The sequence below is a fragment of the Microbacterium sp. genome (assembly GCF_047602155.1).
GTDB lineage: Bacteria > Actinomycetota > Actinomycetes > Actinomycetales > Microbacteriaceae > Microbacterium.
Genome location: NZ_JASGHZ010000001.1, coordinates 2,014,364 through 2,035,194 on the forward strand (window position 1 = coordinate 2,014,364; position 20,831 = coordinate 2,035,194).

Annotated in this window: 18 protein-coding genes, 1 tRNA gene and 2 pseudogenes; 7 read left to right on the forward strand and 14 right to left on the reverse strand. The window is 72.4% G+C overall.

Annotated elements, in window-relative coordinates:
• Positions 1 to 29: 29 nt before the first annotated feature.
• The 5 genes and pseudogenes from QM720_RS09060 to QM720_RS09080 all read right to left on the reverse strand — a co-directional run bounded on the left by QM720_RS09060 (position 30) and on the right by QM720_RS09080 (position 5,219).
• Entirely contained in the window at positions 30 to 818 is a 789-nt protein-coding gene (locus tag QM720_RS09060) for an ATP-binding cassette domain-containing protein (protein WP_415125784.1), read from the reverse strand.
• Positions 815 to 1,684: an ABC transporter permease gene (locus tag QM720_RS09065; protein ID WP_415125785.1), complete on the reverse strand. Its 870-nt coding sequence runs from the start codon at positions 1,682 to 1,684 to the stop codon at positions 815 to 817. Before QM720_RS09065 ends, QM720_RS09060 begins: the two co-directional genes overlap by 4 nt.
• A complete protein-coding gene (locus QM720_RS09070; RefSeq protein ID WP_415125786.1) occupies positions 1,681 to 2,631 on the reverse strand; it encodes an ABC transporter permease in 951 nt (316 codons plus the stop codon). The genes QM720_RS09065 and QM720_RS09070 overlap by 4 nt, the downstream gene beginning before the upstream one ends.
• Positions 2,632 to 2,640: 9 nt before the next feature.
• Positions 2,641 to 4,142: pseudogene (locus QM720_RS09075) on the reverse strand (ABC transporter substrate-binding protein).
• A 147-nt stretch (positions 4,143 to 4,289) separates the two neighbouring features.
• On the reverse strand, positions 4,290 to 5,219 hold the full coding sequence (locus QM720_RS09080; protein WP_415125787.1) for an alpha/beta fold hydrolase: 930 nt from the start codon (positions 5,217 to 5,219) through the stop codon (positions 4,290 to 4,292).
• Between the two features lie 23 nt (positions 5,220 to 5,242).
• Between QM720_RS09080 and QM720_RS09085 the strand changes: the two are divergent.
• The 4 genes and pseudogenes from QM720_RS09085 to QM720_RS09100 all read left to right on the forward strand — a co-directional run bounded on the left by QM720_RS09085 (position 5,243) and on the right by QM720_RS09100 (position 8,809).
• A pseudogene (locus tag QM720_RS09085) lies at positions 5,243 to 6,935 on the forward strand (glycoside hydrolase family 13 protein).
• Between the two features lie 110 nt (positions 6,936 to 7,045).
• Complete coding sequence (locus QM720_RS09090) at positions 7,046 to 7,543, forward strand: carboxymuconolactone decarboxylase family protein (RefSeq protein WP_415125788.1); 498 nt, start codon at positions 7,046 to 7,048, stop codon at positions 7,541 to 7,543.
• Positions 7,540 to 8,250 carry a tyrosine-protein phosphatase gene (locus QM720_RS09095; RefSeq protein ID WP_415125789.1) on the forward strand — a complete coding sequence of 237 codons (711 nt, stop codon included), beginning with the start codon at positions 7,540 to 7,542 and terminating at the stop codon, positions 8,248 to 8,250. Before QM720_RS09090 ends, QM720_RS09095 begins: the two co-directional genes overlap by 4 nt.
• Before the next feature lie 64 nt (positions 8,251 to 8,314).
• The gene (locus QM720_RS09100) at positions 8,315 to 8,809 is read left to right on the forward strand and encodes an SIP domain-containing protein (RefSeq protein WP_415127872.1); all 495 of its coding nucleotides are present in this window, start codon (positions 8,315 to 8,317) and stop codon (positions 8,807 to 8,809) included.
• A gap of 174 nt (positions 8,810 to 8,983) precedes the next feature.
• Here QM720_RS09100 and QM720_RS09105 read toward each other — a convergent pair whose 3' ends face one another.
• From QM720_RS09105 to QM720_RS09120, 4 genes are all read right to left on the reverse strand, one after another.
• Positions 8,984 to 9,433, reverse strand: coding sequence for a Fe-S oxidoreductase (locus QM720_RS09105; RefSeq protein WP_415125790.1), 450 nt, complete (start codon positions 9,431 to 9,433; stop codon positions 8,984 to 8,986).
• Positions 9,430 to 10,248: an arginase family protein gene (locus QM720_RS09110; protein ID WP_415125791.1), complete on the reverse strand. Its 819-nt coding sequence runs from the start codon at positions 10,246 to 10,248 to the stop codon at positions 9,430 to 9,432. Before QM720_RS09110 ends, QM720_RS09105 begins: the two co-directional genes overlap by 4 nt.
• Positions 10,249 to 10,432: 184 nt before the next feature.
• A complete protein-coding gene (locus tag QM720_RS09115) occupies positions 10,433 to 11,170 on the reverse strand; it encodes a PspA/IM30 family protein (protein WP_415125792.1) in 738 nt (245 codons plus the stop codon).
• An 87-nt stretch (positions 11,171 to 11,257) separates the two neighbouring features.
• Positions 11,258 to 13,312 (reverse strand): TPM domain-containing protein, encoded by a 2,055-nt coding sequence (locus QM720_RS09120; RefSeq protein ID WP_415125793.1) that lies wholly within the window; start codon positions 13,310 to 13,312, stop codon positions 11,258 to 11,260.
• Between the two features lie 228 nt (positions 13,313 to 13,540).
• Between QM720_RS09120 and QM720_RS09125 the strand changes: the two genes are divergently transcribed.
• Positions 13,541 to 14,392: a DUF3097 domain-containing protein gene (locus QM720_RS09125; RefSeq protein WP_415125794.1), complete on the forward strand. Its 852-nt coding sequence runs from the start codon at positions 13,541 to 13,543 to the stop codon at positions 14,390 to 14,392.
• Between the two features lie 4 nt (positions 14,393 to 14,396).
• Here QM720_RS09125 and QM720_RS09130 read toward each other — a convergent pair whose 3' ends face one another.
• Genes QM720_RS09130 through QM720_RS09140 form a run of 3 tightly spaced genes read right to left on the reverse strand, consistent with a single transcriptional unit; the run spans position 14,397 to position 17,666 of the window.
• Entirely contained in the window at positions 14,397 to 15,422 is a 1,026-nt protein-coding gene (locus QM720_RS09130; protein WP_415125795.1) for a putative zinc-binding metallopeptidase, read from the reverse strand.
• Positions 15,423 to 15,472: 50 nt separating this feature from the next.
• Positions 15,473 to 16,696, reverse strand: coding sequence for a glutaminase A (glsA, locus tag QM720_RS09135; RefSeq protein WP_415125796.1), 1,224 nt, complete (start codon positions 16,694 to 16,696; stop codon positions 15,473 to 15,475).
• A gap of 49 nt (positions 16,697 to 16,745) precedes the next feature.
• Positions 16,746 to 17,666: an alpha/beta hydrolase fold domain-containing protein gene (locus QM720_RS09140; protein WP_415125797.1), complete on the reverse strand. Its 921-nt coding sequence runs from the start codon at positions 17,664 to 17,666 to the stop codon at positions 16,746 to 16,748.
• 266 nt (positions 17,667 to 17,932) lie between these two features.
• Between QM720_RS09140 and trmB the strand changes: the two genes are divergently transcribed.
• Complete coding sequence (trmB, locus tag QM720_RS09145) at positions 17,933 to 18,604, forward strand: tRNA (guanosine(46)-N7)-methyltransferase TrmB (RefSeq protein WP_415127874.1); 672 nt, start codon at positions 17,933 to 17,935, stop codon at positions 18,602 to 18,604.
• A 282-nt stretch (positions 18,605 to 18,886) separates the two neighbouring features.
• Here the strand turns inward: trmB and QM720_RS09150 are convergent.
• Positions 18,887 to 18,959, reverse strand: a tRNA-Arg gene (locus tag QM720_RS09150).
• Between the two features lie 16 nt (positions 18,960 to 18,975).
• The gene (locus QM720_RS09155) at positions 18,976 to 19,734 is read right to left on the reverse strand and encodes an SGNH/GDSL hydrolase family protein (protein ID WP_415125798.1); all 759 of its coding nucleotides are present in this window, start codon (positions 19,732 to 19,734) and stop codon (positions 18,976 to 18,978) included.
• Between the two features lie 114 nt (positions 19,735 to 19,848).
• On the opposite strand from QM720_RS09155, the gene QM720_RS09160 reads away from it, so the two are divergent.
• On the forward strand, positions 19,849 to 20,769 hold the full coding sequence (locus QM720_RS09160) for a transglutaminase-like domain-containing protein (protein ID WP_415125799.1): 921 nt from the start codon (positions 19,849 to 19,851) through the stop codon (positions 20,767 to 20,769).
• The last annotated feature ends 62 nt before the right edge of the window (positions 20,770 to 20,831 follow it).

Here is a 20,831-nt window from a genome sequence, read left to right on the forward strand (position 1 = left end):
CGCGCCCGCCGCGCAGTCCCGTCGCGCGCTCACGACTCGCCTCCCGGGCGCCACAGCGTCGCGGTGGCATCGCGCAGCAGACCCTGCGTGACGGCCGACTCCGGCGTCGTCAGCAGGCGGCGCAGCGGCCCGTGCTCGACGACGCGGCCGTGTTCGAGCACGACGGCATCCGTCGCGATCTGCGACAGCACGGCGAGGTCGTGCGTGATGAACACGAGCGACATCCCGTCCTGCAGGGCGAGGCCGTGCAGCAGCTGCAGGACGTCGGCCTGGATCGTCACGTCGAGCGCCGTCGTCGGCTCGTCGGCGATGAGCAGCCGCGGCCGGCAGGCCAGGGCCATGGCGATCGCCGCGCGCTGCCGCTGCCCGCCGGAGAGCTGGTGCGGGTAGCGGCGCACGAGCTGCGCCGGATCGGGCAGGCGCACCCGCTCGGCCTCGGCGACGGCGCGCGCCCAGGCGGCGCGGCGCGGCGCCCGCTCGTGGATGCGCACCGACTCGGCGATCTGCCGCCCGATCGTGCGGATCGGGTTCAGCGCCGTCTGCGGCTCCTGGAACACGATCCCGATCTCGTCGCCGCGCAGGCGCGCGAGCTCGCGATCGCTCAGGCCGACGAGCTCGCGATCGTTCCACCGGATGCTGCCGCCCACCGTCGCCCCGGCGGGCAGCAGGCCCAGCACCGCCAGCGCCGTGAGCGACTTGCCCGACCCCGATTCGCCGATGAGCCCCACCCGCGCGCCGTCGGGCACGTCGAACGACACCCCGTCGACGACGCGGCGACCGCCGAGGTCGATCGTGAGACCCTGGACCGACAGGCTCATGACACCACCACCGGCTGGTGCGCCTGCGCTGCCGCGCCGCGTCGCGAAAGGGTCGGATCGGTCGCCTCGCGCAGGGCGTCGCCGAGGAGGTTGAGCCCGAGCACCGTGAGGGTGATCGCGAGCCCCGGCCAGACGACGGTGAGCGGATGCACGGAGGTGTAGGTCTGCAGCTCCTCCAGCAGCAGGCCCCAGCTGGGCTCGGTCACCGGCGCCCCGAAGCCGAGGTAGCTCAGGCCCGCCTCGGCGAGCACGGCGACGGCCATGCCCCAGGAGAGCTGCACGATGAACACCGGCGCGACGTTCGGCAGCAGGTGTCGCCACAGGTTCTCGAACGGGGTGAGGCCGGCCGCGCGCCCCGCCAGGACGAAGTCGCTGTGCAGCACGCGGCGCAGCTCCGGCCGGGTCACGCGGGCGACGCTGACGCCGAAGCCGATGCCCACCGAGACGATCACGACCCACAGCGATCCGCCCCAGACCGCGGAGATCATCATGGCGATGAGCAGGACCGGGAAGGCGACGAGGATGTCGACCAGCACCGCGATCGACTCGCGCATCCCGCGCGTGGTCAGCGCGCCGAGGGCGGCGAGCGCGAGGCCGAGGAGCGTCGCGACGACACCGGCGCCGAGCGCGACCCGCACGGTCGTGCGTGCCCCCGCCATGAGCAGGCTCAGGATGTCGCGCCCCGAGCCGTCGGTGCCGAGCAGATGCGGCCAGCCCGGCGGCGCCCAGCGCCCGGAGATGTCGACGTGCTGCGGGTCGAACGGCACCCAGAACAGCGACACGAGCGCCGTGAGCGCGATGACGGCGACCACGATGAGGCCGAAGCGTCCCGTCGACAGCGACCAGAGGCGGCGCAGCCAGCTCATTCCGCCTCCCGCTGCCGGGGGTCGATGACCCGGTGGACGAGATCGACGACGAATCCGACGATCAGCACGAACCCGGTGAGCACGAGCAGTTCGCCCTGCACCTTGGGCAGGTCGCGTGCGCCGACGTCGGCGACCAGCATCCGCCCGATGCCGGGCAGGCTGAACAACTGCTCGATGACGACCGCGCCGACGATGATGCCGGCCACCTGCAGCCCCAGCACGGTGACGATCGACAGGCCGACCGTCGGCAGGCCGTGCCGGATGAGAGCCTGGTCGCGGGTGAGACCCTTCGCGGCGGCGGTGCGCACGAAGTCCTCTCCGGCGGCCTGCAGCGTCGCCGAGCGCACGAAGCGCAGCAGCATGGCGCCCTCGATGACGCCGATCGTGATCGCCGGCAGCAGCAGGGCGCGCACCGCGGACCACGGATCGCTCCAGCCACCGCGCGGGAACCCCTGTGCGGGCAGCCAGCCGAGCCACACCGCGAACACGAGCACGAGCATCATGCCCGCCCACACCACCGGGACGGCGGCGAGGGTCTGTGCGCCGACGCTGAGCGCCGTGCCGTCGGGATGCCCGCGCCGCAGGGCGGAGAGCACCCCGAACGGCAGCGCGATCAGCAGCGCGATCGTCATGGCGAGAAGGCCCAGCGGGATCGTGACCTGCGCCTTCTGCGCGAGCTCGGCCGCGACCGGGGTGCCGGTCACGAGCGACGTGCCGAGGTCGCCGCGCACGACGCCCGCGATCCAGGTGGCGTACTGCACGAGCAGCGGCTCGTTCAGCCCGAGCCGTTCGCGCAGGGCCTCGATCTGCCCCGGGCTGGAGTTCATCCCGGCGATGAGCTGGGCCACATCGCCGGGAAGAACCCGCAGGGTGAGGAAGATCAGCGCACTGGCGACGAACAGGCCCAGCACCAGCAGGGCCAGTCGCGTCAGCGCGTAGCGGATCACCCTCTCGTGTTACTTGCTCTTGACGAGGCTCGCGAGGTCGATGCGCTCGTTCACGTTGACCGACGGGAACCCGGTGATGTTCGAGCCGACCGCGACGATGGATGCCCCGTTGTACAGCCAGTCGGCGGCCTGGTCTTCGGCGACGATGCGCGCGGCCTGCTTCAGCAGGTCGGCGGCGGTGTCGGGTTCGGTCGCGGCGACCGACTGCGCGTACAGCTTCTGCACCTCGGCGTTGTCGTAGGTGAAGTAGTAGTCGGGGTTCGCCCAGTTCTCGAAGTCGCGGGCCTCGGGGTGCAGCACGAAGCTGAGCTCGTAGTCGTGGTTGGAGTACACGTCGTTGATCCAGGTGCCGAACTCGACCGCGTTGACCTTCAGCGTGATGCCGACGTCGTTGAGGTTGGAGACGAGGATCTGCGACACCGTCGTCCCGTAGCCGTTGTAGATCGTCAGCGTGAGGGTGAGGTCGCTCACGCCGGCCTCGGCCAGCAGCGCCTTGGCGGCATCCGGATCGAACGGGGCGGTCGACTCGAGGTCTTCGTAGCCCGGGTCGAGCTCGGGGATCGGGCCGTAGAGCGTCTGCCCGGCGCCGAGGGCCTCGACGATCGCGTCGTGATCGATCGCCTGGCGGATCGCCTGTCGCACGCGCTTGTCGGCGAGCGCCCCCTTCGTCGAGTTCATCGCGAGGGTGCCCTTGTCGGTCGAGGCGCCGACGACGAGGGCGAAGTCGCCGTTCGCCTCGATCTGGTCCTTCAGCGTGGCGTCGAAGCCGGTCACGACGTCGAGCTCGCCGGCCAGGCCCCGTTGAGGGCGGCCTGGGTGTCGGGGATGTAGCGGAACACGACCTCGCCGACCTGGGCCTTGTCGCCCCAGTAGGCGTCGTTGCGTTCGAGGGTGATCGAGTCGCCCTGCTTCCAGCTCGCGAGGGTGAACGGCCCGGTGCCGTTGGCCTTCGTCTTGCGGTCGGTCGTGTCGCCCTCCTTGTAGACGAGGCCGGCGCGGCCGGTGAGGTTCCACAGCAGCGTCGAGTCGGGTGCGCTGAGGGTCAGGGTGATCGTCTGGCCCTCGGCGGTGATCGACGCGACGTTCGCGAGCCGGGCCGATTCCCGGTACTCGGGGTGGGCCTTCAGGTCGGTCAGCGACCACACCACGTCCTGCGGGGTGAGGTTCTGGCCGTCGTGGAAGGTCACGCCCTCGCGCAGCGCGAACGTGTAGGTCAGACCGTCGGCGGAGACGTCGTAGCTGCTCGCCAGCGCCGGTACGATCTCCTGCTCGGGCGTGCGGGCGACCAGACCCTGGTAGACGTTGTCGATGAGGATCTGGTCGAGCGCCGCGCCGGCGGTCTCGCGCAGGTCGAGGTTGGTCGGTTCGAGCACGAGCCGGACGCTGACGGATGCGTCGGGGTCGGCCGCGGCCGCCGTCTTGGTGGGGGTGGGCTCGGGCTCACTCGTGCAGGCGCTGAGCAGGAGGGCGCCGACGGTGAGCAGTGCTGCGGCGGCGGTGCGGCGAAGCATGGGTGTGTCCTTTCGCAAGGGCGCGGACGTGCAGACGTGCTGGCTTCGCACGATCCGCTGACTCGGGTGCGCGTATCAGCCTAGGCTTTGCGCGCGGCCCGAGCCTCATCGAGGGCAGGCGGTGATGTCATCAACCGTCACCGCGCGTCAGCTGTTCCCGGCGATCGCCGCGATGAACTGGCCGAGGGCGACCGGCTGCTCCTCCTGCACGTTGTGCCCCGACGCCATCGTCACGATGGATGCCGCGGGCACGCGTCGCGCGAACTCGTCGGCATCCGTCGCCGTCACGAAGCCGTGGTCGCCGCGGACGAGAGTGATCGGCGCGGTCACGGCGGCGAGATCCTCCCAGCCGGATGCCGTCACGACGTCGCGGAGGATGTTCCCCTGTGCGGTCTTCCCCGGTGCGGCCGCGTCGACGGCGGCGGACGGATCGGCGGCGTTGGCGAGGCGGGCGAAGTGGTGCTTCCACTCGACGCGGCCGTCGGGCCGCACACGCGAGTTGAGGAAGACGCCGCGGGTGGCCGCCTCCCGCGTGCCGCCGAGGCCGAACGCGAGCGCCCGGTCGACGAGCTCGTCGCGCGTGGCCCAGTCTGTCGGGCCGGCGAAGAAGGCGGCGAGCGCCGCGGCACCGCCGTTCGGGTCGATGCCGGGCGTGATGTCGACGACGACGAGGTCGCGCACGAGCCCCGGGTGGGTCGCGGCCAGCGCCGCGGCGGTCAGCCCGCCGAGGGACTGGCCGACGAGCACCTGCGGGCCGTCGGCCCAGGCGGCGACGGCGTCGGCGATGTCGGCGGCGAGGACGCGACCGGTGTAGGCGGCATCCTCTCGCCACGACGAGTCGCCGTGTCCGGGCAGATCCACCGCGAGGGCGGGCAGCCCGAGCGCGAGCACCGTGGTGTCCCACGTGTGGGCGTTCAGCCCGCCGCCGTGCAGGAGGGTGACGACCGGGGGAGCGTCGCCGTAGCGCAGCGCGCTGACGGTGCGCCCGTCGGGGAGCCCGGCGGTGAGGCGGCGCACCGGCGGCGCGGCGACCCCGAGGCCGGCGGCCTGCGCGGGAAGGAAGTCGAATTCGTTCACAGCCCCATTGTCCTAGGCTGACGATCACGAACCGAAACGGAGTCTTCGTGACCGAATCCGCTCTCTCGCCGTGGTGGCGCCAAGCCGTCGTGTACCAGATCTACCCGCGCAGTTTCGCCGACAGCAACGGCGACGGCCTGGGAGATCTGCCGGGCATCACGTCGCGGGTCGACTACCTCGCCGCGCTGGGGGTGGATGCCGTGTGGCTGAGCCCGTTCTACCCCTCGGCGCTGGCCGACGGCGGCTACGACGTCGCCGACTACCGCGACGTCGACCCGCGGCTGGGCACGCTCGCCGACGTCGACGAGCTGGTCGCGGCTCTGCATGCCCGGGGCATCAAGGTCGTCGTCGACATCGTGCCGAACCACACGTCGGACCAGCACGCGTGGTTCCAGGAGGCGCTCGCCGCCGGCCGCGGCTCGGCGGCGCGCGAACGGTACCTCTTCCGCGAGGGCGGGGGAGCCGACGGCTCCGAGCCGCCCACGGACTGGATTTCGGCGTTCGGCGGGTCGGCCTGGACCCGCGTCGACGACGGGCAGTGGTACCTGCACAGCTTCGCGACGGAGCAGCCCGACCTCAACTGGGCCCACCCGGAGGTGCGCGCCGACTTCCTCACGACGCTGCGCTTCTGGTCGGATCGGGGCGTCGACGGCTTCCGCATCGACGTCGCCCACATGCTGACGAAGTGACCTCACCGAGCCGCTGCCGTCACGGGACGAGCTCGCCCGCATCCCGGTCGACGGCAACCACCCGCTGCTGGACCGCGACGACGTGCACGAGATCTACGCCGAGTGGCGCGCCGTGTTCGATTCGTACGATCCGCCGCGCACGGCGGTGGCCGAGGCGTGGGTCGCCTCGGACCGGGTGCCGAAGTACGCCGCCCCCGAGAGCCTCGGCCAGTCGTTCAACTTCGACCTGCTGACGGCGGCCTTCGACGCGGCGCAGTTCCGCGCGATCGTGACCCACAACCTCGAGCTCGCCGCCCGGTCGGGCTCGTCGAGCACGTGGGTGCTGTCGAACCACGACGTGTTCCGCCACCCGACGCGCTACGGGCTCGACCTGCCCGCCGTCGAGGGCGAGGTGCCCAACCGGCACGGCGGCGGCTGGCTCGAGTCGGGCGCCGACGAGACCCTGCTCGACCGGCAGGGCGGTGCGCGGCGTGCCGCGGCGGCGACGCTGTTCATGCTGGGGCTGCCCGGCTCGTCGTACCTGTATCAGGGCGAAGAGCTCGGCCTGCACGAGGTCGCCGAGATCCCCGCCGACCAGCGGCAGGATCCGACGTTCTTCCGCACCGGCGGCGCGGCGTACGGCCGCGACGGATGCCGGGTGCCCCTGCCCTGGACCGCCTCGGGCACGTCGTTCGGCTTCGGCGCCGGCGGCGCGCACCTGCCGCAGCCGGCCTGGTTCGCCCAGTATGCCGTCGACGTCGAAGACGCCGACCCCGCATCGACGCTGAACCGGTACCGCCAGGCGCTCGCGCTGCGGCGCCGGCTGCAGACCGGCGAGCAGCTGGAGTGGGTCGAGACCGGCCGCGACGACGTGCTGCGCTTGCGCCGCCCGAACGGCTGGGAGGTCGTCGCCAACTTCGGCGCCGAGCCGTTCGCGCTCGGCGACGCCGTCGTGCTGATCGCGAGCGGCGCCGCAGGCTCCGCCGCGTCCGGCGTGCTGCCCGGCGAGACGACCGCGTGGCTGGCCCCACCCGCGACCGGTCGTTGAGCGAGGAGCGAAGCGACGAGACGAAACGTCCTTGCGCGCAGGCGCCTGGGGCGTTTCGTCTCGCTTCGCTCGCTCAACGACCGTATCTATCGGGGTCGTAGGCTGAGGGGATGACCGAACGCCGCGTCCATCTCTCCCGCTCGGCACGCGCCGCCTACGACGCGCTCGACGCCTTCTCGCACGCGGTCGGCGCGATCGCGAGGGATGCCGGCATCGACGACCGGCTCAAGGAGCTCGCCCTCATCCACAGCTCGCAGCTGAACGGCTGCGCGTACTGCGTGCGCGTGCACGTCGACCGCGCCGTCGCGGCCGGCGTCGGCGCCGACGAGATCGGGCAGCTGCCGGCCTGGCGCGAGTCGGGCGTGTTCACGGCGCGCGAGCGGGCCGCGCTGGAGCTGGCGGAACGGTACGTCTTCATCCACGAGGAGGGCATTCCCGACGACGTGTACGACCACGTCGGAGGCATCCTCTCCGAGCAGGAATACGTCGCCCTCAGCTGGCTGCTCGTGTCGATCAACGCCTTCAACCGCGTCACGATCGCCGGCAAATACCCGGTGCCGCCGCGCCGCACCGAGCCCGCCGCAGACCCCGAGGGGGCACAGGCATGATCGCCGTCTCGGGCGCCTTCAACTTCCGCGACGTCGGCGGGCTGCCCGCGGGCTCGCGGCTCACCCGTTCGGGCGTGCTGTACCGATCGGGCAACCTCGCCCACCTCGACGACGACGGGCGGGCGACGCTGGCCGCGCTGGGCCTGCGTCGCATCGTCGATCTGCGCGACGAGTTCGAGCTTGCGCACGAGCCGAGCCTCGTCGACGGCCTCGGGATCGAGACGGTGCACGCCCCGCTGTTCCTCGGCTCCACGGAGTCGTTTCTCGGTGCCGACCTGACGATGGCGCAGCTGTACAGCGAACTGGTGGACACCGCGGCGGACCGCATCGTCGGCGCGGTCCGCGCCGTGCTCGCTGATCAGCCCGTGCTCATCCACTGCACCGTCGGCAAGGATCGCACCGGGGTGACCGTCGCGCTCATGCTCGCGGCGGCCGGGGTCGACACCGACGCCGTCATCGCCGACTACGCCCGCACCGAGAGCCTGCTGCCGCCCGAGCGCAACGCGAGCGTCGTGGCGTTCCTGCAGAGCCGGCATCCGGACTCGACGAACCTCGTCGACCTCGCGACGCGCTCGCCGGCCCCGATCATGCGCGGGCTCCTCGAGGACATCGACGCGCGCTTCGGCTCGGCGGCCGACTATCTGCGCGCGGGAGGTCTCGACGACGGCGAGATCGCGGGCCTGCGCGACGTGCTCGTCGCGCCCTGACGACGCCGGCCCTCGCCCCACTGAGGTTAGGCTCCCCTTAATCGGGGGTATGATGGGTGTCGTGATGAGCTCTTCCGCGGCACCCGCGCACGACGAGACGGCCTGCAAGGCCTCTCGGCACGCGCGCGTGCAGCACCTCATCACCGCCGACGAGAACGCGCTCGCCGAGCTCGCGGCCCTCATCGCGACGCTGCCGATCTGCTCGACCGGGCGCGTGTTCATCGAGGTGCCGGATGCCGGCTGGATCTCTCCGATCGAGGTTCCGGTGCGCATGACCGTCACGTGGCTCGACCGCTCGCGCCGCAGCGGCGCCCCCGGTACGGGCCGCGCATGCGCCCCCGGCCAGGCTCTCGCCCGCGCCGTGACCGCGTGGGCCGACGAGATGCTGTGCGCGCCCGATGCCGGCCGCGACGCGACGTGCGCGGGCGGCACCCGCATCCATCTCCTCGGCGGATACCTCGGCACCGCCGACATCTTCGACCACCTGGTCGACGACCTGCACATCGCCGCCGACGAGGTGCACACGCCCGCGCAGTTCGGGCTCGCCGCGACCGCCTGAGCCCGTCGCGGGCGTGCAGAATCGGAAACCGCCCCTGGAATCGGAAGCGCTGCGCCGCATCGTCCGATTCTGCGACGGATCTCCGATTCTGCGACGAGGACGGCGATGCGCCCGGCTGCGGCGGTGCTGAGGGATGCGTGAGACCCCCGCAGCACGATGCCGGCAGCGCGCCGGTCAGGCGCCGCGGGGGACGTAGTTGCCGTCTTCGAGCCCGGCGAGGATCTCGAAGCGGTTGGTCAGCGGGTTGCGTCCGGCGAGCAGGTAGAGCACCGGCATGAGAAATCCGTAGCGGCGCCACTGCCGCGCGTGCACGGCCTCGTGGCGCAGCACGGCGTCGGTGACGACGGCCGATCCGGTCAGGTAGCACCCGCCGACGCACACGCCGCCACGGCCGAACGTCCAGCCGGGCATGCCCGTGAACACCCACAGACCGGCGCGGCGCCGCACGCGGCCCGTCGACCACAGTCCGCCCCAGACGAAACCCACCGCGGTGCCCCACCAGTAGCCGACGCGGCTGATCGGCGAGTCGAGCAGCACCGGCGGGATGAACCGGTCCAGACGCGCGCCGCGGTCGACGCAGCGCTGGGCGCGTTCCCGCCACCCGGCCGGGGGCGTCGCGATCACGCCAGCGCCCCCACGACCCGCAGGATCGTGCCGAGGTCGTCGACCGCGGCGGCGGGGCTCGACGGGGCGAACCCCGAGATCGACGCACCCGCCAGCGGCAGTCGCGCCCGCAGGGCGCCGATCGCGTCGGTGAGCTGGCTCAGCGCGAGCCCGAACGGCAGCGGCAGGGCGAGGCCCGTGATGACCGCCGGGTCGAGCACGTCGAGGTCGACGTGCACGTACACGGCCGAGGCTCCGGTCGCCGCGACGGCGTCGGCAAGCGCCCCCGGGGAGCCGAGGTCGTCGACGGTCAGGGTGCGCAGCCCCCGCTCGGCGATCACGGCCGCCTCGGCGTCGTCGAACTCCCTCGCACCGGCGAGCACGATCCGCTCGCCCGGCACGGCGCCGCTGCCGGGCAGCGCCAGCTCGTCGACGACGGCGCGCAGCGCCATCCCCGCGAACGCGCCGGACGGCGACGACGCGGGGGAGTTGAGGTCGGCGTGCGCGTCGAGCCACACGACCGCGAGCCCGGGGTGCTGCGCCGCCGCCTGCGCGATCGCCGGCACGGCGACGCCGCAGTCGCCGCCGACGACCACGGCGGGCTGGTCCGCACCGGCATCCGTCAGTGCGGCGCGGATGGCCTCGGCGATGCGGGTGAGCGCACTGAACCGATGGATGCCGGTCCCCAGCGCCTCGCCCGCCTCCACCGGCACGTCCACCCGCGTCGTCGCCGAGCGCGGCAGGTCGCCGGCGATCGCCTCGGCGCCGTCGATGAACTGCATCGCCCGGCTCGAGGGTGAGCCCTGCCACTGCGGCACGACCACGAATCGCGTCATGGCTCCATCCTCTCGCGCCTCTCGCGCCTCTCGCGCGCGGCGCCCCCCATCGCCCAGGGAACTACGCCGGCCGAGAAACCACTTCGCGCCCGAGAAACCACTTCTGCAGTGGTTTCTCGGGCGGAATGTGGTTTCTCAGCGCAGGAGGCGCAGGAGGCGCAGGAGGCGCAGGAGGTCTGCGGACCTACTGCTCGATGGCCGGAGCGGCGGAGCCGCCGGCCTTCAGCGCGGCCAGGCGCGCGTCGACCTCGGTCAGCTCGCCCAGGTCGTCGAGCTGGCTGAACTGGGCGTCGAGCGACGACGCGGCGAGCTCGGTCTTGCCGGCCGCGAGGGCCTCCTGGCGGCGCACCTTCTCCTCGAAGCGGCCGAGGTCGCTCGTCGGGTCGAGCACGTCGATCGACTTGACGGCGTCGACGACCTTGCTCTGCGCCTCGGCGGTCTTCTGGCGGGCGACGAGCTCGGCCGACTTCGCCTTCAACTGCTCGAGCTTCTGCTTCATGCCGTTCAGGCCGTCTTTGAGCTTGTCGACGACCTCGGTCTGCGCCGCGATCGACGGAGCGAGGGCGTTCGCCTCCTTCTCCTCGCCGATCTGACGCTGCAGGGCGATCTTGGCGAGGTTGTCGAACTTGTCGGCATCCACCGTGTTGCCGGCCGCGCGCAGCTGGTCGGCCTTGCGGCTGGCGGCGAGGGCCTTGTTGCCCCACTCGGCGGCGTCCTTGACGTCTTGTTCGTGGTCGCGCTCGAGCAGGCGCAGGTTGCCGATCGTCTCGGCGATCGCCGACTCGGCGTCGGCGATGTTGTTCGTGTAGTCGCGCACGAGCTGGTCGAGCATCTTCTGCGGATCCTCGGCGGAGTCGAGCATCGCGTTGATGTTCGCCCTCACGAGAGTCGAGATGCGGCCGAAGATGGACTGCTTTGCCATCGTTTTTCCTTTCCTAACGGGAAACTGCGGGGTCGAAGGCGGCGGATGCCGCGGGATCAGAGCGTCGAGAGAGCGGATGCCGGCGGTTCAGAAGCGTCCCCCTCCGCGGCGTGAGCGGGTACCGCCGCCGCCGAAGCTGCCGGGGCTCCGGCCGCCACCGCCGCCGAAGCCGCCGCCACCACCGCGGCCGCCACCTCCGCCGAAACCGCCGCCACCGCCGAAGCCGCCTCCGCCGAAGCCACCGCCACCGCGGCCGCCGCTGTTCAGGATGGAGTTGATGAGAACGCCGCCGAGCACGGCGCCCATCACGTTGCCCCCGCCGCCACCGCCGGTGCCGGACCCGCCGCCGAACCCGCCGACGTCGTTCTGCGCGTACCGGATCGCCTGCGCGGCGAGGTCGTTCGCGCGCTGCGCGTACTGCAGCGCCTGGGCCGGGTCGGTCGGGGCGAGCTGCCGGGCCTGCACGAGCGAGGCGCCGGCCTCGGCCAGGCGCGTGCGCGCCTCGGCGCCGATGGCCCCGCGACGCGAGGTGATGTAGTCCTCCGCGGCCGACACCTGGCCCTGCGCCTGGGTGAGCAGCGCGCTCAGCTGCTGCGCGGCGCGCTGGGCCTGCTGCTGGGCGTCGCGAACGCCCGCGAGCATCGTGTCGATCTCGGTGTTGGCCTTCTCGAGGGTCTGCAGCGCCACCAGCGGCTGCTTGGCGGGGGCGGCCAGCAGCGCCTTGGCGGCATCCACCTGCTGCCGCGTCGCGGCGACGACCGGCGCGAGGCGTCCGTCGGGGTCGGGCAGGGTCGCCGCCGCCGCGAGGTCGCCCTCGATGTCGGCGACGAGGGCCGTGGCCTCCTGCTCGCCCTTCGCCAGGTCGGCGCCGAGTTTCCCGACGGCCGTCTGCAACTGCTGCGCCTGGGCCACGGCGTCTTCCGAGGCGCGGATGCCGACCGCCGCCGCCGCGCCGTCGCCCGCTCCGATCTGCTGCTGCGCCGCTGCCAGGCGCTCGTCGGCGAAGGCGAGCAGCTGCTGCGACTGCGCCGGGTTGTCGGCGACGGTGGCGAGGGCCTCCGGCGCGTACGACTGCCGCAGGGCGGTCAGCGTCGCCGTCGCGGACGCGGCGCCGGCGCCGACCGTGTTGCGCAGCTCCTGCACCCGGGCGAGGGCCTCGGGCGCGTTCTGCTCGAGCTGGCGCAGCTCGTCGAAGGCGGCGGCCTTGGCGTCGAGGTCGGCGTTCGCGTGGGCGCACAGGTCGATGATCTGCGCGTTCCACCGCCGGGTGTCGGCCTCGGTGTCGGGAACGTTGTCGTCGAGCTGCTGCTGGAGCGAGAACGCCTGGTTCAGGGTCTGCTTGGCGGTCGCGAGGGTCTCGTCGAACTCCTTCGCGGCCTCGTCGCCGAACTGCGCCTTGGCGAAGCCCAGCTCCTGCTCGCTCGTCTTGATGGCGTCGTCGGTCTGCACGAGCGCCGACGCCGCACGACGCGCGAGCTCTTTCGTGCTGAGCTGGCCGAGCTCGTCGGGCGAGGGCGCGCCGCCCGCGACGGCGGGCTGCTTCGCCTTGCGACGCGCGCGGACGACGAGCCAGATGACGAGGGCCGCCGCGACGATGAGCAGGACGACCACGAGGATGCCGGTGAACGATCCGCCCGTGTCGCTGTCGGCACCGCCGGTGCCCCCGCCGACGGCGTCGGCGAGTCCGTCGGCGGCGGCGGTCGCGGCGCCCGCCCAGTCGTCGTCGGTCAGCTTCGGCTGGATGCGTTGCTGCTCGATCGCGGCGAGCTGGCTCTCGGTGACCGGGCCCTCGGAGTAGCCGGACAGGTAGTACTGCCGCCCGTCGGTCGAGACGGCGAGCAGGTACTGGTTCGGGCCGAGCCCGTTGTCGTCGGCCGTCGTGTTGGCCCAGTCTTCGCTGTCGGAGGGGTTCGTGAACTCGGGCACGTAGACGACCCAGAGGTCGACGCCGTCCGTCGACGACAGCGTCGCCAGGCGCTTCTCGACGGCGGACACCTCCGCGGACGACAGCACGCCCGACTGGTCGACGACCCGGGTGCTGCCGAGCGACACGGGGTCGGTGGCCAGCGTCGCCGATGCTCCGCCGAGAACGAGCAGCGCCGTCGCCACGACCGCACCGACCGTTCTGAGACGCAGATGCATGCCGACTCCCCTCCTGCGAGGGTCGCTCTCGTCCCCCCTCCGCCCGATCCTATGCCTCGGCGCGCATGCGACGGTAGGACGCCGGTGGCACGGATTGCCGATGGATTCGCCCAGCGTACGGAAAAGCCGGTGCGCACAAGGTCGGTGCGCAGAAGAACTGCGCCGAAGGGGGAGTCGCTCGCGCGGGGCGCCGTCGTCGCCGGGTAGGGTGGCGGCTTCGGAGGACACATGAGCGACAACGGATTCGGCGCCGACCGGTACGGCGCCGACGTGCTCGCGCCCGGATGGCGCGATGCCGGTCGCCGCCTCGTGCCGAAGGTGGACGCGACGGCGGACCTCGTCGTCGAGGTCGCCGGCGACGGCTTCTGCGGCGCCGTCACCCGCGTGCAGTCCGGGACGGTCGAGCTCGAAGACCGGCTCGGGCGCCGTCGGCTGTTCCCGCTCGGCGGCGGGTTCCTCATCGACGGCGCGGCGGTCGAGCTGGTCGTCCCCCGCACGGTCGCGGCCGCACCGGCGCGGACGGCATCCGGGTCCTTCGCGGCGCCGCAGACGCGGGCGCGGGTGGCGCGGGCCTCGCGCATCCTCGTCGAGGGGCGGCACGACGCCGAACTCGTCGAGAAGGTGTGGGGCGACGACCTGCGCGCCGAGGGCGTCGTCGTGGAGTACCTGCAGGGCGTCGACCTGCTCGAGTCGATGCTGCGCGACGAGCCGCCCGGCCCCGACCGGCGGTACGGCGTGCTCGTGGACCACCTCGTGCCGGGCTCGAAGGAGTCGCGCATCGCCGCCGCCGTCGAGCGCGGCCCGCACGCGGCGCACGTGCGCATCGTCGGCCACCCGCACATCGACGTGTGGCAGTGCGTGCTGCCGCGCGCGCTCGGCATCCGGGCCTGGCCCGACGTGCCGCGGGGCATCGAGTGGAAGGTCGGCGTCAGCCGCGCCCTCGGCTGGCCGGCGCGCGATCAGGCCGACCTCGCACGGACGTGGCAGCGCATCCTCGGCGCCGTGCACTCCTACCGCGACCTCGACCCCGCCCTCCTCGGACGCGTCGAGGAGCTGATCGACTTCGTCACGGCGCCCTGACGGACTACACGTGCCCCGTGACGAGGCGGTGGATGTAGGTGAGCTTGGTCGCGACGGCCGCCGAGATCGTGAAGGGGTAGAGGGGACGGTGGCCCATCGCGCGGTTGATCTGGTTGAAGAAGAGTGAGGCGAGCGCCCAGTCGTCGAGCATCGTCTGCATCTCGGCGTCGGCGTAGCTCAGCCGAGGGGTGATGCTCACGGCGACGTCCTCCGCATGCTCGGCGTGCAGTTCCAGCCCGGCGCGTGCGGCCGTGCCGAGGGTGCCGGTGATGTGCAGGTAGTGCGCGAAGCACTCGGCGAAGTCCTCCCACGGATGCATCGTCGCGTACTCGGAGAGGTAGTTCTCCCGCCATCCCTCGGGCGCGCCGGTGCGGTAGTGCCGCGCGATGGCGTCGCGGTAGCTGGCGCGCTCGTCGCTGAAGAGGTCGCGGCATTCATCCCAGTCGGTGACCAGAACGTTCTGGAAGTAGTGGCCGACCTCGTGGCGCAGGTGGCCGAGCATGGTGCGGTACGGCTCGCCGAGCTGCACGCGCAGCCGCTCTCGGTGGTCGTCGAGGGATTCGGCGAGGTCGATCGTGATGACGCCGTTCGCGTGGCCGATCATCACCTTCTCGCCCGACGACCGACTGGAGACGAGGTCGAATGCCAGGCCGCCCTCCTGCTCGTCGTACGGCGTGACGGGCAGCCCCAGCTCGAACAGCTGCACGAGCAGGCGACGCTTGGCCACGGCGGTGTCGGCGAGCTTCTCCAGCGCGAGCGTGTCGTCGGACGGCGGGATGCGCCGCGTGAGGCGGCACGAGAAGCACCGGCCGGACTGCTCGCTCTCGCCGACGAGCCAGTTGCACTCCCACGAGCGTCGGCTGCACGCGCGGAACTCCTCGCCGCCGATGTCGATGCTCGCCTTTTCGTCGGGCAGGGTGAAGAACGCGCGAGACTGACGGTGAAAGCCGACGACCGCACCGCATCCCGGGCAGGTGAGGCTTTCGAGGATGAGGAACGAACCGCACGCGGAGCAGGAGTAGCCGGCCATGTGCCCAGTCTGGTACGACTGCGCGCTCGCCGGTGCCGGCACGCTGCACCTCAGGCGATGTCGATCACACCGTCGGGGTCGACCAGCACGATGTCGCGGCCCTGAAGGCGCAGCTCGGCGGCGACATCGGCCAGCAGCCTGGCCGCGACACGGGTGGATGCCGTGACCGCGCTGACATCGAGGACGACGCGGGTCGTGGCATCGGCGGTGGTCTCCGGGCCGTAGGCGGTGAGGTGGGCGACCTGTTCGGCCGCGACGAAATCGAGCATGCCGCGCAGCCGGATGACGACCGTGCCGCCCGGCTCGACGTCGATGGCCTGCACGGGCGAGGCCGGCCGCTCGGGGTGGCGGAACAGGTGCAGTCCGAACTCCTGCGACAGGGTGCGCAGCGTCGCCACGCCCCGGGCGCTGTTGCCGACGGCGTCCAGCGGCGGGCTGAACACGCCGATGCCGTACTCGCCGGGGGCCACGGCGACGATGCCGCCCCCGACGCCCGATTTCGCCGGCATCCCCACCTCGAACAGCCACTGCCCGGAGCGGTCGTACATGCCGCACGACGCCATCACCGAGAGCGTGTCGCGGGCGACCGCGGGGGGCACGACGCGTTCGCCGGTGCGGGGGTTGATGCCGTCGCCTGCGAGGGTCGCCCCCATGACGGCGATGTCGGTGGTGTCGACCCGCAGCGCGCACTGCCGGAAATAGGCCTCGACGACGTCGTCGACGGGCTCGGTGAGCGCGCCCGACGACCGCGCCAGCATCGCGAGGGCGCGATTGCGGTCGCCCGTGGCCGACTCCGACGCCGCGACGGTCTCATCGCAGTCGAGGTCGCGGCCCGCGAACGCCGACAGACCCCGCCGGATGCGCGCGAACCGCTCCTCGGCGCTCGCCCCGGGGACGAGGGAGGTCGTCACGATCGCGCCCGCGTTGACGAGGGGGTTGTGCGGCCTTCCGCGGTCGTCGAAGCTCACGGCGTTGAACGCCTCGCCGCTCGGCTCGACCCCAACGCGCGCCGTGACGGCATCCGCGCCGTGCTCCGAGAGCACGAGCGCGTAGACGAACGCCTTGGAGATCGACTGGATCGTGAACAGCGTCGTGCTGTCGCCGGCCGCATAGGTGTGTCCGGAGACGGATGCCGCGGAGATCGCGAACGCCTCGGGATCGGCCCGGGACAGCTCGGGGATGTAGTCGGCGACGCGGCCGGGGTGATCCTGCGCGCGGACGTCCGCGAGCACGCGCGTGAGCGATCGGGTGACGGGATTGCCGGGGTGCGGCATCGGCGGGGCTCCCTGGGGGTGCGTTCGAGGACCGTGCGGGACGTTGAGCCTACCTCGCGGTGTCGTCGTCGGGGGTTCCGGCGGCCCTGAGGTGTGCCGCGATGCGGTCGTACACGTCGACGATCAGCGCGCGGGGGCTCCCGAGGATGTTGAAGCCGTGCCCGACTCCGGGCACGTCGACGTGCTCGCGCAGCGCGCCCGCGGCATCCAGCCTCTCGGCGTACCGGATGCCCTCGGCGCGGAGGATGTCCTTCTCGCACGTGATGACGAGGGCCGGTGCGATGCCGCCCAGCGGCACGGTGTCCTGCGGGCCCGCGGGGGACACGAGCCGGTCGCCGCGACGGTGCGGGTCGGGGGCGTACGCCTTGTCGAAGAACGGGCCGAGCGGCACGAGATAGCGCTCCCTTCCCGGGCCGAACTTCGTGCGGGCCGGGACGGTCAGATCCAGCGGCGGGTACAGCAGCACCTGGAGGGCGATCGGGGGCGCACCCTCCTCCCAGGCCAGCCGGGCGACGCCCGCCGCCAGTGCGCCGCCGGCGGATGCGCCGCCGACCGTGGGGCGGGATCCGTCCCAGGGGCGTTCGGGTGCGGCGGCCCAGCGGGTCACGTCGAGGGCCTGCTCGACCGCGCCGGGGGCGCGCAGCTGCGGGGCCGGGGTGTAGTCCACGTTGATGACGGTCACGCCGGCGTGCGCGGCGAGATAGCGGCAGATCGGGTCGTCCTGTTCGGGATGCCGCAGCACGAAGCCGCCGCCGTGCAGATTGACGTGCACGCCCCGGCCGGCGCTGCCTCCGGGAGGGGCGTACACCGTCGCGGCGACCTCGCCGTGCCGGGTCGGAATGGTCACGTCCGCGGTCGCGGCCGGAATCTCGGCGAAGGCGATCTCCTCTGCCGTGCGGGCGCTGCCCGGACCGCGCTGCATCAGTTTCGCCGCGCCGTCGGCCAGCCAGCCCGGAACTCCCACGGTCACACCCCTGTTCTCGGGCGCGCGCCTGCCGCGCTCCCGTCGATTCAGCGTAGCCCCGCGGCATCCGGCGCGGGGGGAGAACGGGTCGGGGGGAGCTGCGCGGAGACGTCCCGCAGTCGCGCCGCGGTGCCGGGATCCAGGGTGGCGGCAGGTCGGTTCGCGCGCACGCCGGCCGGCGCAGAAGCTAGCCTGGTGGGGTGCCTTCCGACGCCTCCGACACGCTGCGCTTCCGCGACCGGCCGGTGTCGTTCGTGCGCCGCAGCGGCCGGATGAGCGACGGGCAGGAGCGGGCGTGGGCCGAACTGTCGCCCCGGTATCTGCTGGAGGTGCAGCGGGATGCTGCGGCCACCAGCATCCTTCCCGGCACGGCGATCGACCCGGCCGCCGTCTTCGGACGCGCGGCGCCGCTCATCGTCGAGATCGGGTCCGGGCAGGGGCACGCGATCGTGCAGGCGGCCGCGTCGGCACCCGACACCGACTTCCTCGCCGTCGAGGTGTTCCGGGCGGGCCTGGCCCGCACGATGCTCGACGCCGACCGGGCGGGAGTGCGCAACCTCCGGCTCGTCGAGGCGAACGCCCCCGAGGTGCTGGAGCACCTGCTGCCGGCGGCGTCGGTCGACGAGCTGTGGATCTTCTTCCCCGACCCGTGGCACAAGGCCAAGCACAACAAGCGGCGCCTCATCGCACCCGTGTTCCCCCCGCTCGCGGCGCGGGCGCTGCGCCCCGGCGGCGTGCTGCGGCTGGCGACCGACTGGGCGGACTACGCGCGCCAGATGCGCGAGGTGATGACGGATGCCGACGGCTTCGCGCCGGCGTTCCCGGCGTCGGAGGGGGCGTGGGCGCCGCGCTTCGAGGGGCGCGTCATGACGGCGTTCGAGCGCAAGGGTCTCGCGAAGGGGCGCGAGATCCGCGACCTCGCCTACCGCCGCGCCGGATCGTGAACGCGTACAACCCGGGATGCTGGGCGGGCTCTTCGGCGTCTCGCCGTTTTCGCGGCGTAGAGTCTCACCTTCAACCTGACGTCGAGGTGACTTCGCGGTGAACTCTTGACCTCGGATGCGGGCTGAGTATCTTGGGTCTTGCGAAGGAAAACGGAGACGGAAGAGACCCGAAAGGGACTCGGAGACAGAGACCGAAACCGCACTGATGATCGCCCCGGGGCTTCGGCCCCGGGGCGATCTTCTTCGTGTGCGCGAAGAGGGCGACTGCCGTTGTCTTTACTGTGCCCCCGACAGGAATCGAACCTGCGACCTTTGGTACCGGAAACCAGCGCTCTATCCCCTGAGCTACGGAGGCGTACCGATCGAGGGTATCACCCCGTGATCGCCGCGATCGCCGCCGCCAGCCGCTCGGCGAGGTAGCGATGCCCGGCGGTCGACGGGTGATCGCGTCCGAGACCGGTGTCGATGACGGCCGCGTAGTTCTCGTCGGTGATCCAGTTCTCCTGCACGGGAGAGATGTACCACCAGCCGCGCGCGGCCGCCGCGGCCGCGAGGTCGCGGTCGATGCGGGCGGTGGCCTTCTGCACGGGCAGCACCTGCGGCGCCGGCCCCAGGATCACGATCTGCGCGCGCGGATACTTCTGCGCCAGGGCGTCCCAGGCGGCATCCACCGCCCCGCGGTATCCGGATGCCGAAAGCCGCCGGTCGTTGATCGATCCCTGCACGACGATGAGGTCGGGATCGAGGCTCGGGTCGAGAGTCGCGATGCGGGCGCCGTAGTCGGGCCCGTCGATGCCGGGCTTGAGGTAGCCCGACCCGCGCACCCCGTCGACGATCGTCGTCCACCCGGCCAGCTCGGCGACGACGTAGGCGTAGCCCAGGGCCGGCGTCGAGGCGGCCGACCCGTACGTCCACGAGTCGCCGAAGATCAGGACGGTCGGGTTCTCCGGCAGGTCCAAGGATGCCGGGACGAGCGGCAGGGCCGCACTCCCGGGGCCGGCGGCGACGGTCGCCGCGGGCACGGTCCACGGCCGCCACAGGCACAGCGCGAAGACGACTGCGGCCGTCGCCGCGACGGCCGTCGCGGCCCACGCCAGCACGCGGGTGTGGGAGCGTGCGTCGGCGTGCATGGGTCGAGGGTAAGTCAGCTTTCCCACAAAACGGAAACGTGTCTTTCGCGCGCCGACTCGTGCCGCCGCACATCCGCTGCGCGTGCACCCCCGCGGGCATGCGAGGATACTTCGGTGCAACGCCTCGTGACCGCCGAACTCGACCTCGATCTGGGGGCATCCGTCGACCTCATCTTCCAGATCGCGGCGGCGCAGCCGGCCCCCGTGCTGCGCGAGGAGCTGACGTTCACGCAGGGCGACCGCGTGTACACGCCGACCGAGATCATCGACCAGTCGGGCAGTCGCCTGCACCGGCTGCTCGGCGAGTCGGGCGTGCTCGAGGTGCGGTACGAAGCGCTCATCGACGGCAGCGTCGCGGCCCGCTCCACGAGCGACCTCGAGGCCATCACGTACCTCCGCCCCAGCCGCTACTGCCAGTCCGACGAGGTGTTCGCCCAGGCCCGCCGCCAGTTCCGCGCACTCGCCGGATTCGACCTCATCGCCGCCGTGAGCGAGTTCGTCGCCACCAGCACGACGTACACGCCCGGTCTCAGCCAGGGGACCGACTCGGCCGTCACGACGCTCATGACCGGGCAGGGTGTCTGCCGCGACTACGCGCACGTCGTCATCGCCCTGCTGCGCGCGATGGACATGCCCGCCCGCTATGCCGCCTGTTATGCCCCGGGGCTGCGCCCGATGGACTTCCACGCCGTGGCCGAGGCGTACGTCGACGGCAGCTGGTACGTCATCGACGCGACGCGCCTGGCCAACCGGCATTCGCTCGTGCGCATCGCCACCGGCCGTGACGCCGCCGACTGCGCCTTCCTCAGCTACCACGGCGGCCACGTGAGCCTGAAGCACATGCGCGTCGACGCCTGCGTCGTGCCGGGCGATGTCGCCGAGGCGATGGATGCCGCCGGTTCTCCCGCATCCGCCGGGCTCGCCGCGTCGCCCGCCGCATCCGCCGGGCTCGCCGCGTCGCCCGCCGCATCCGTCGGGCTCGCCGCGTCCGACCCCACCCTCGACGACGCCACCGAACTCGTCCAACTCGCCTAGCCGCCCGCCGCCCTCCGCCCACCGCACTCCCCGTCGAGACTGCATCGGTGCACCGAGACAGC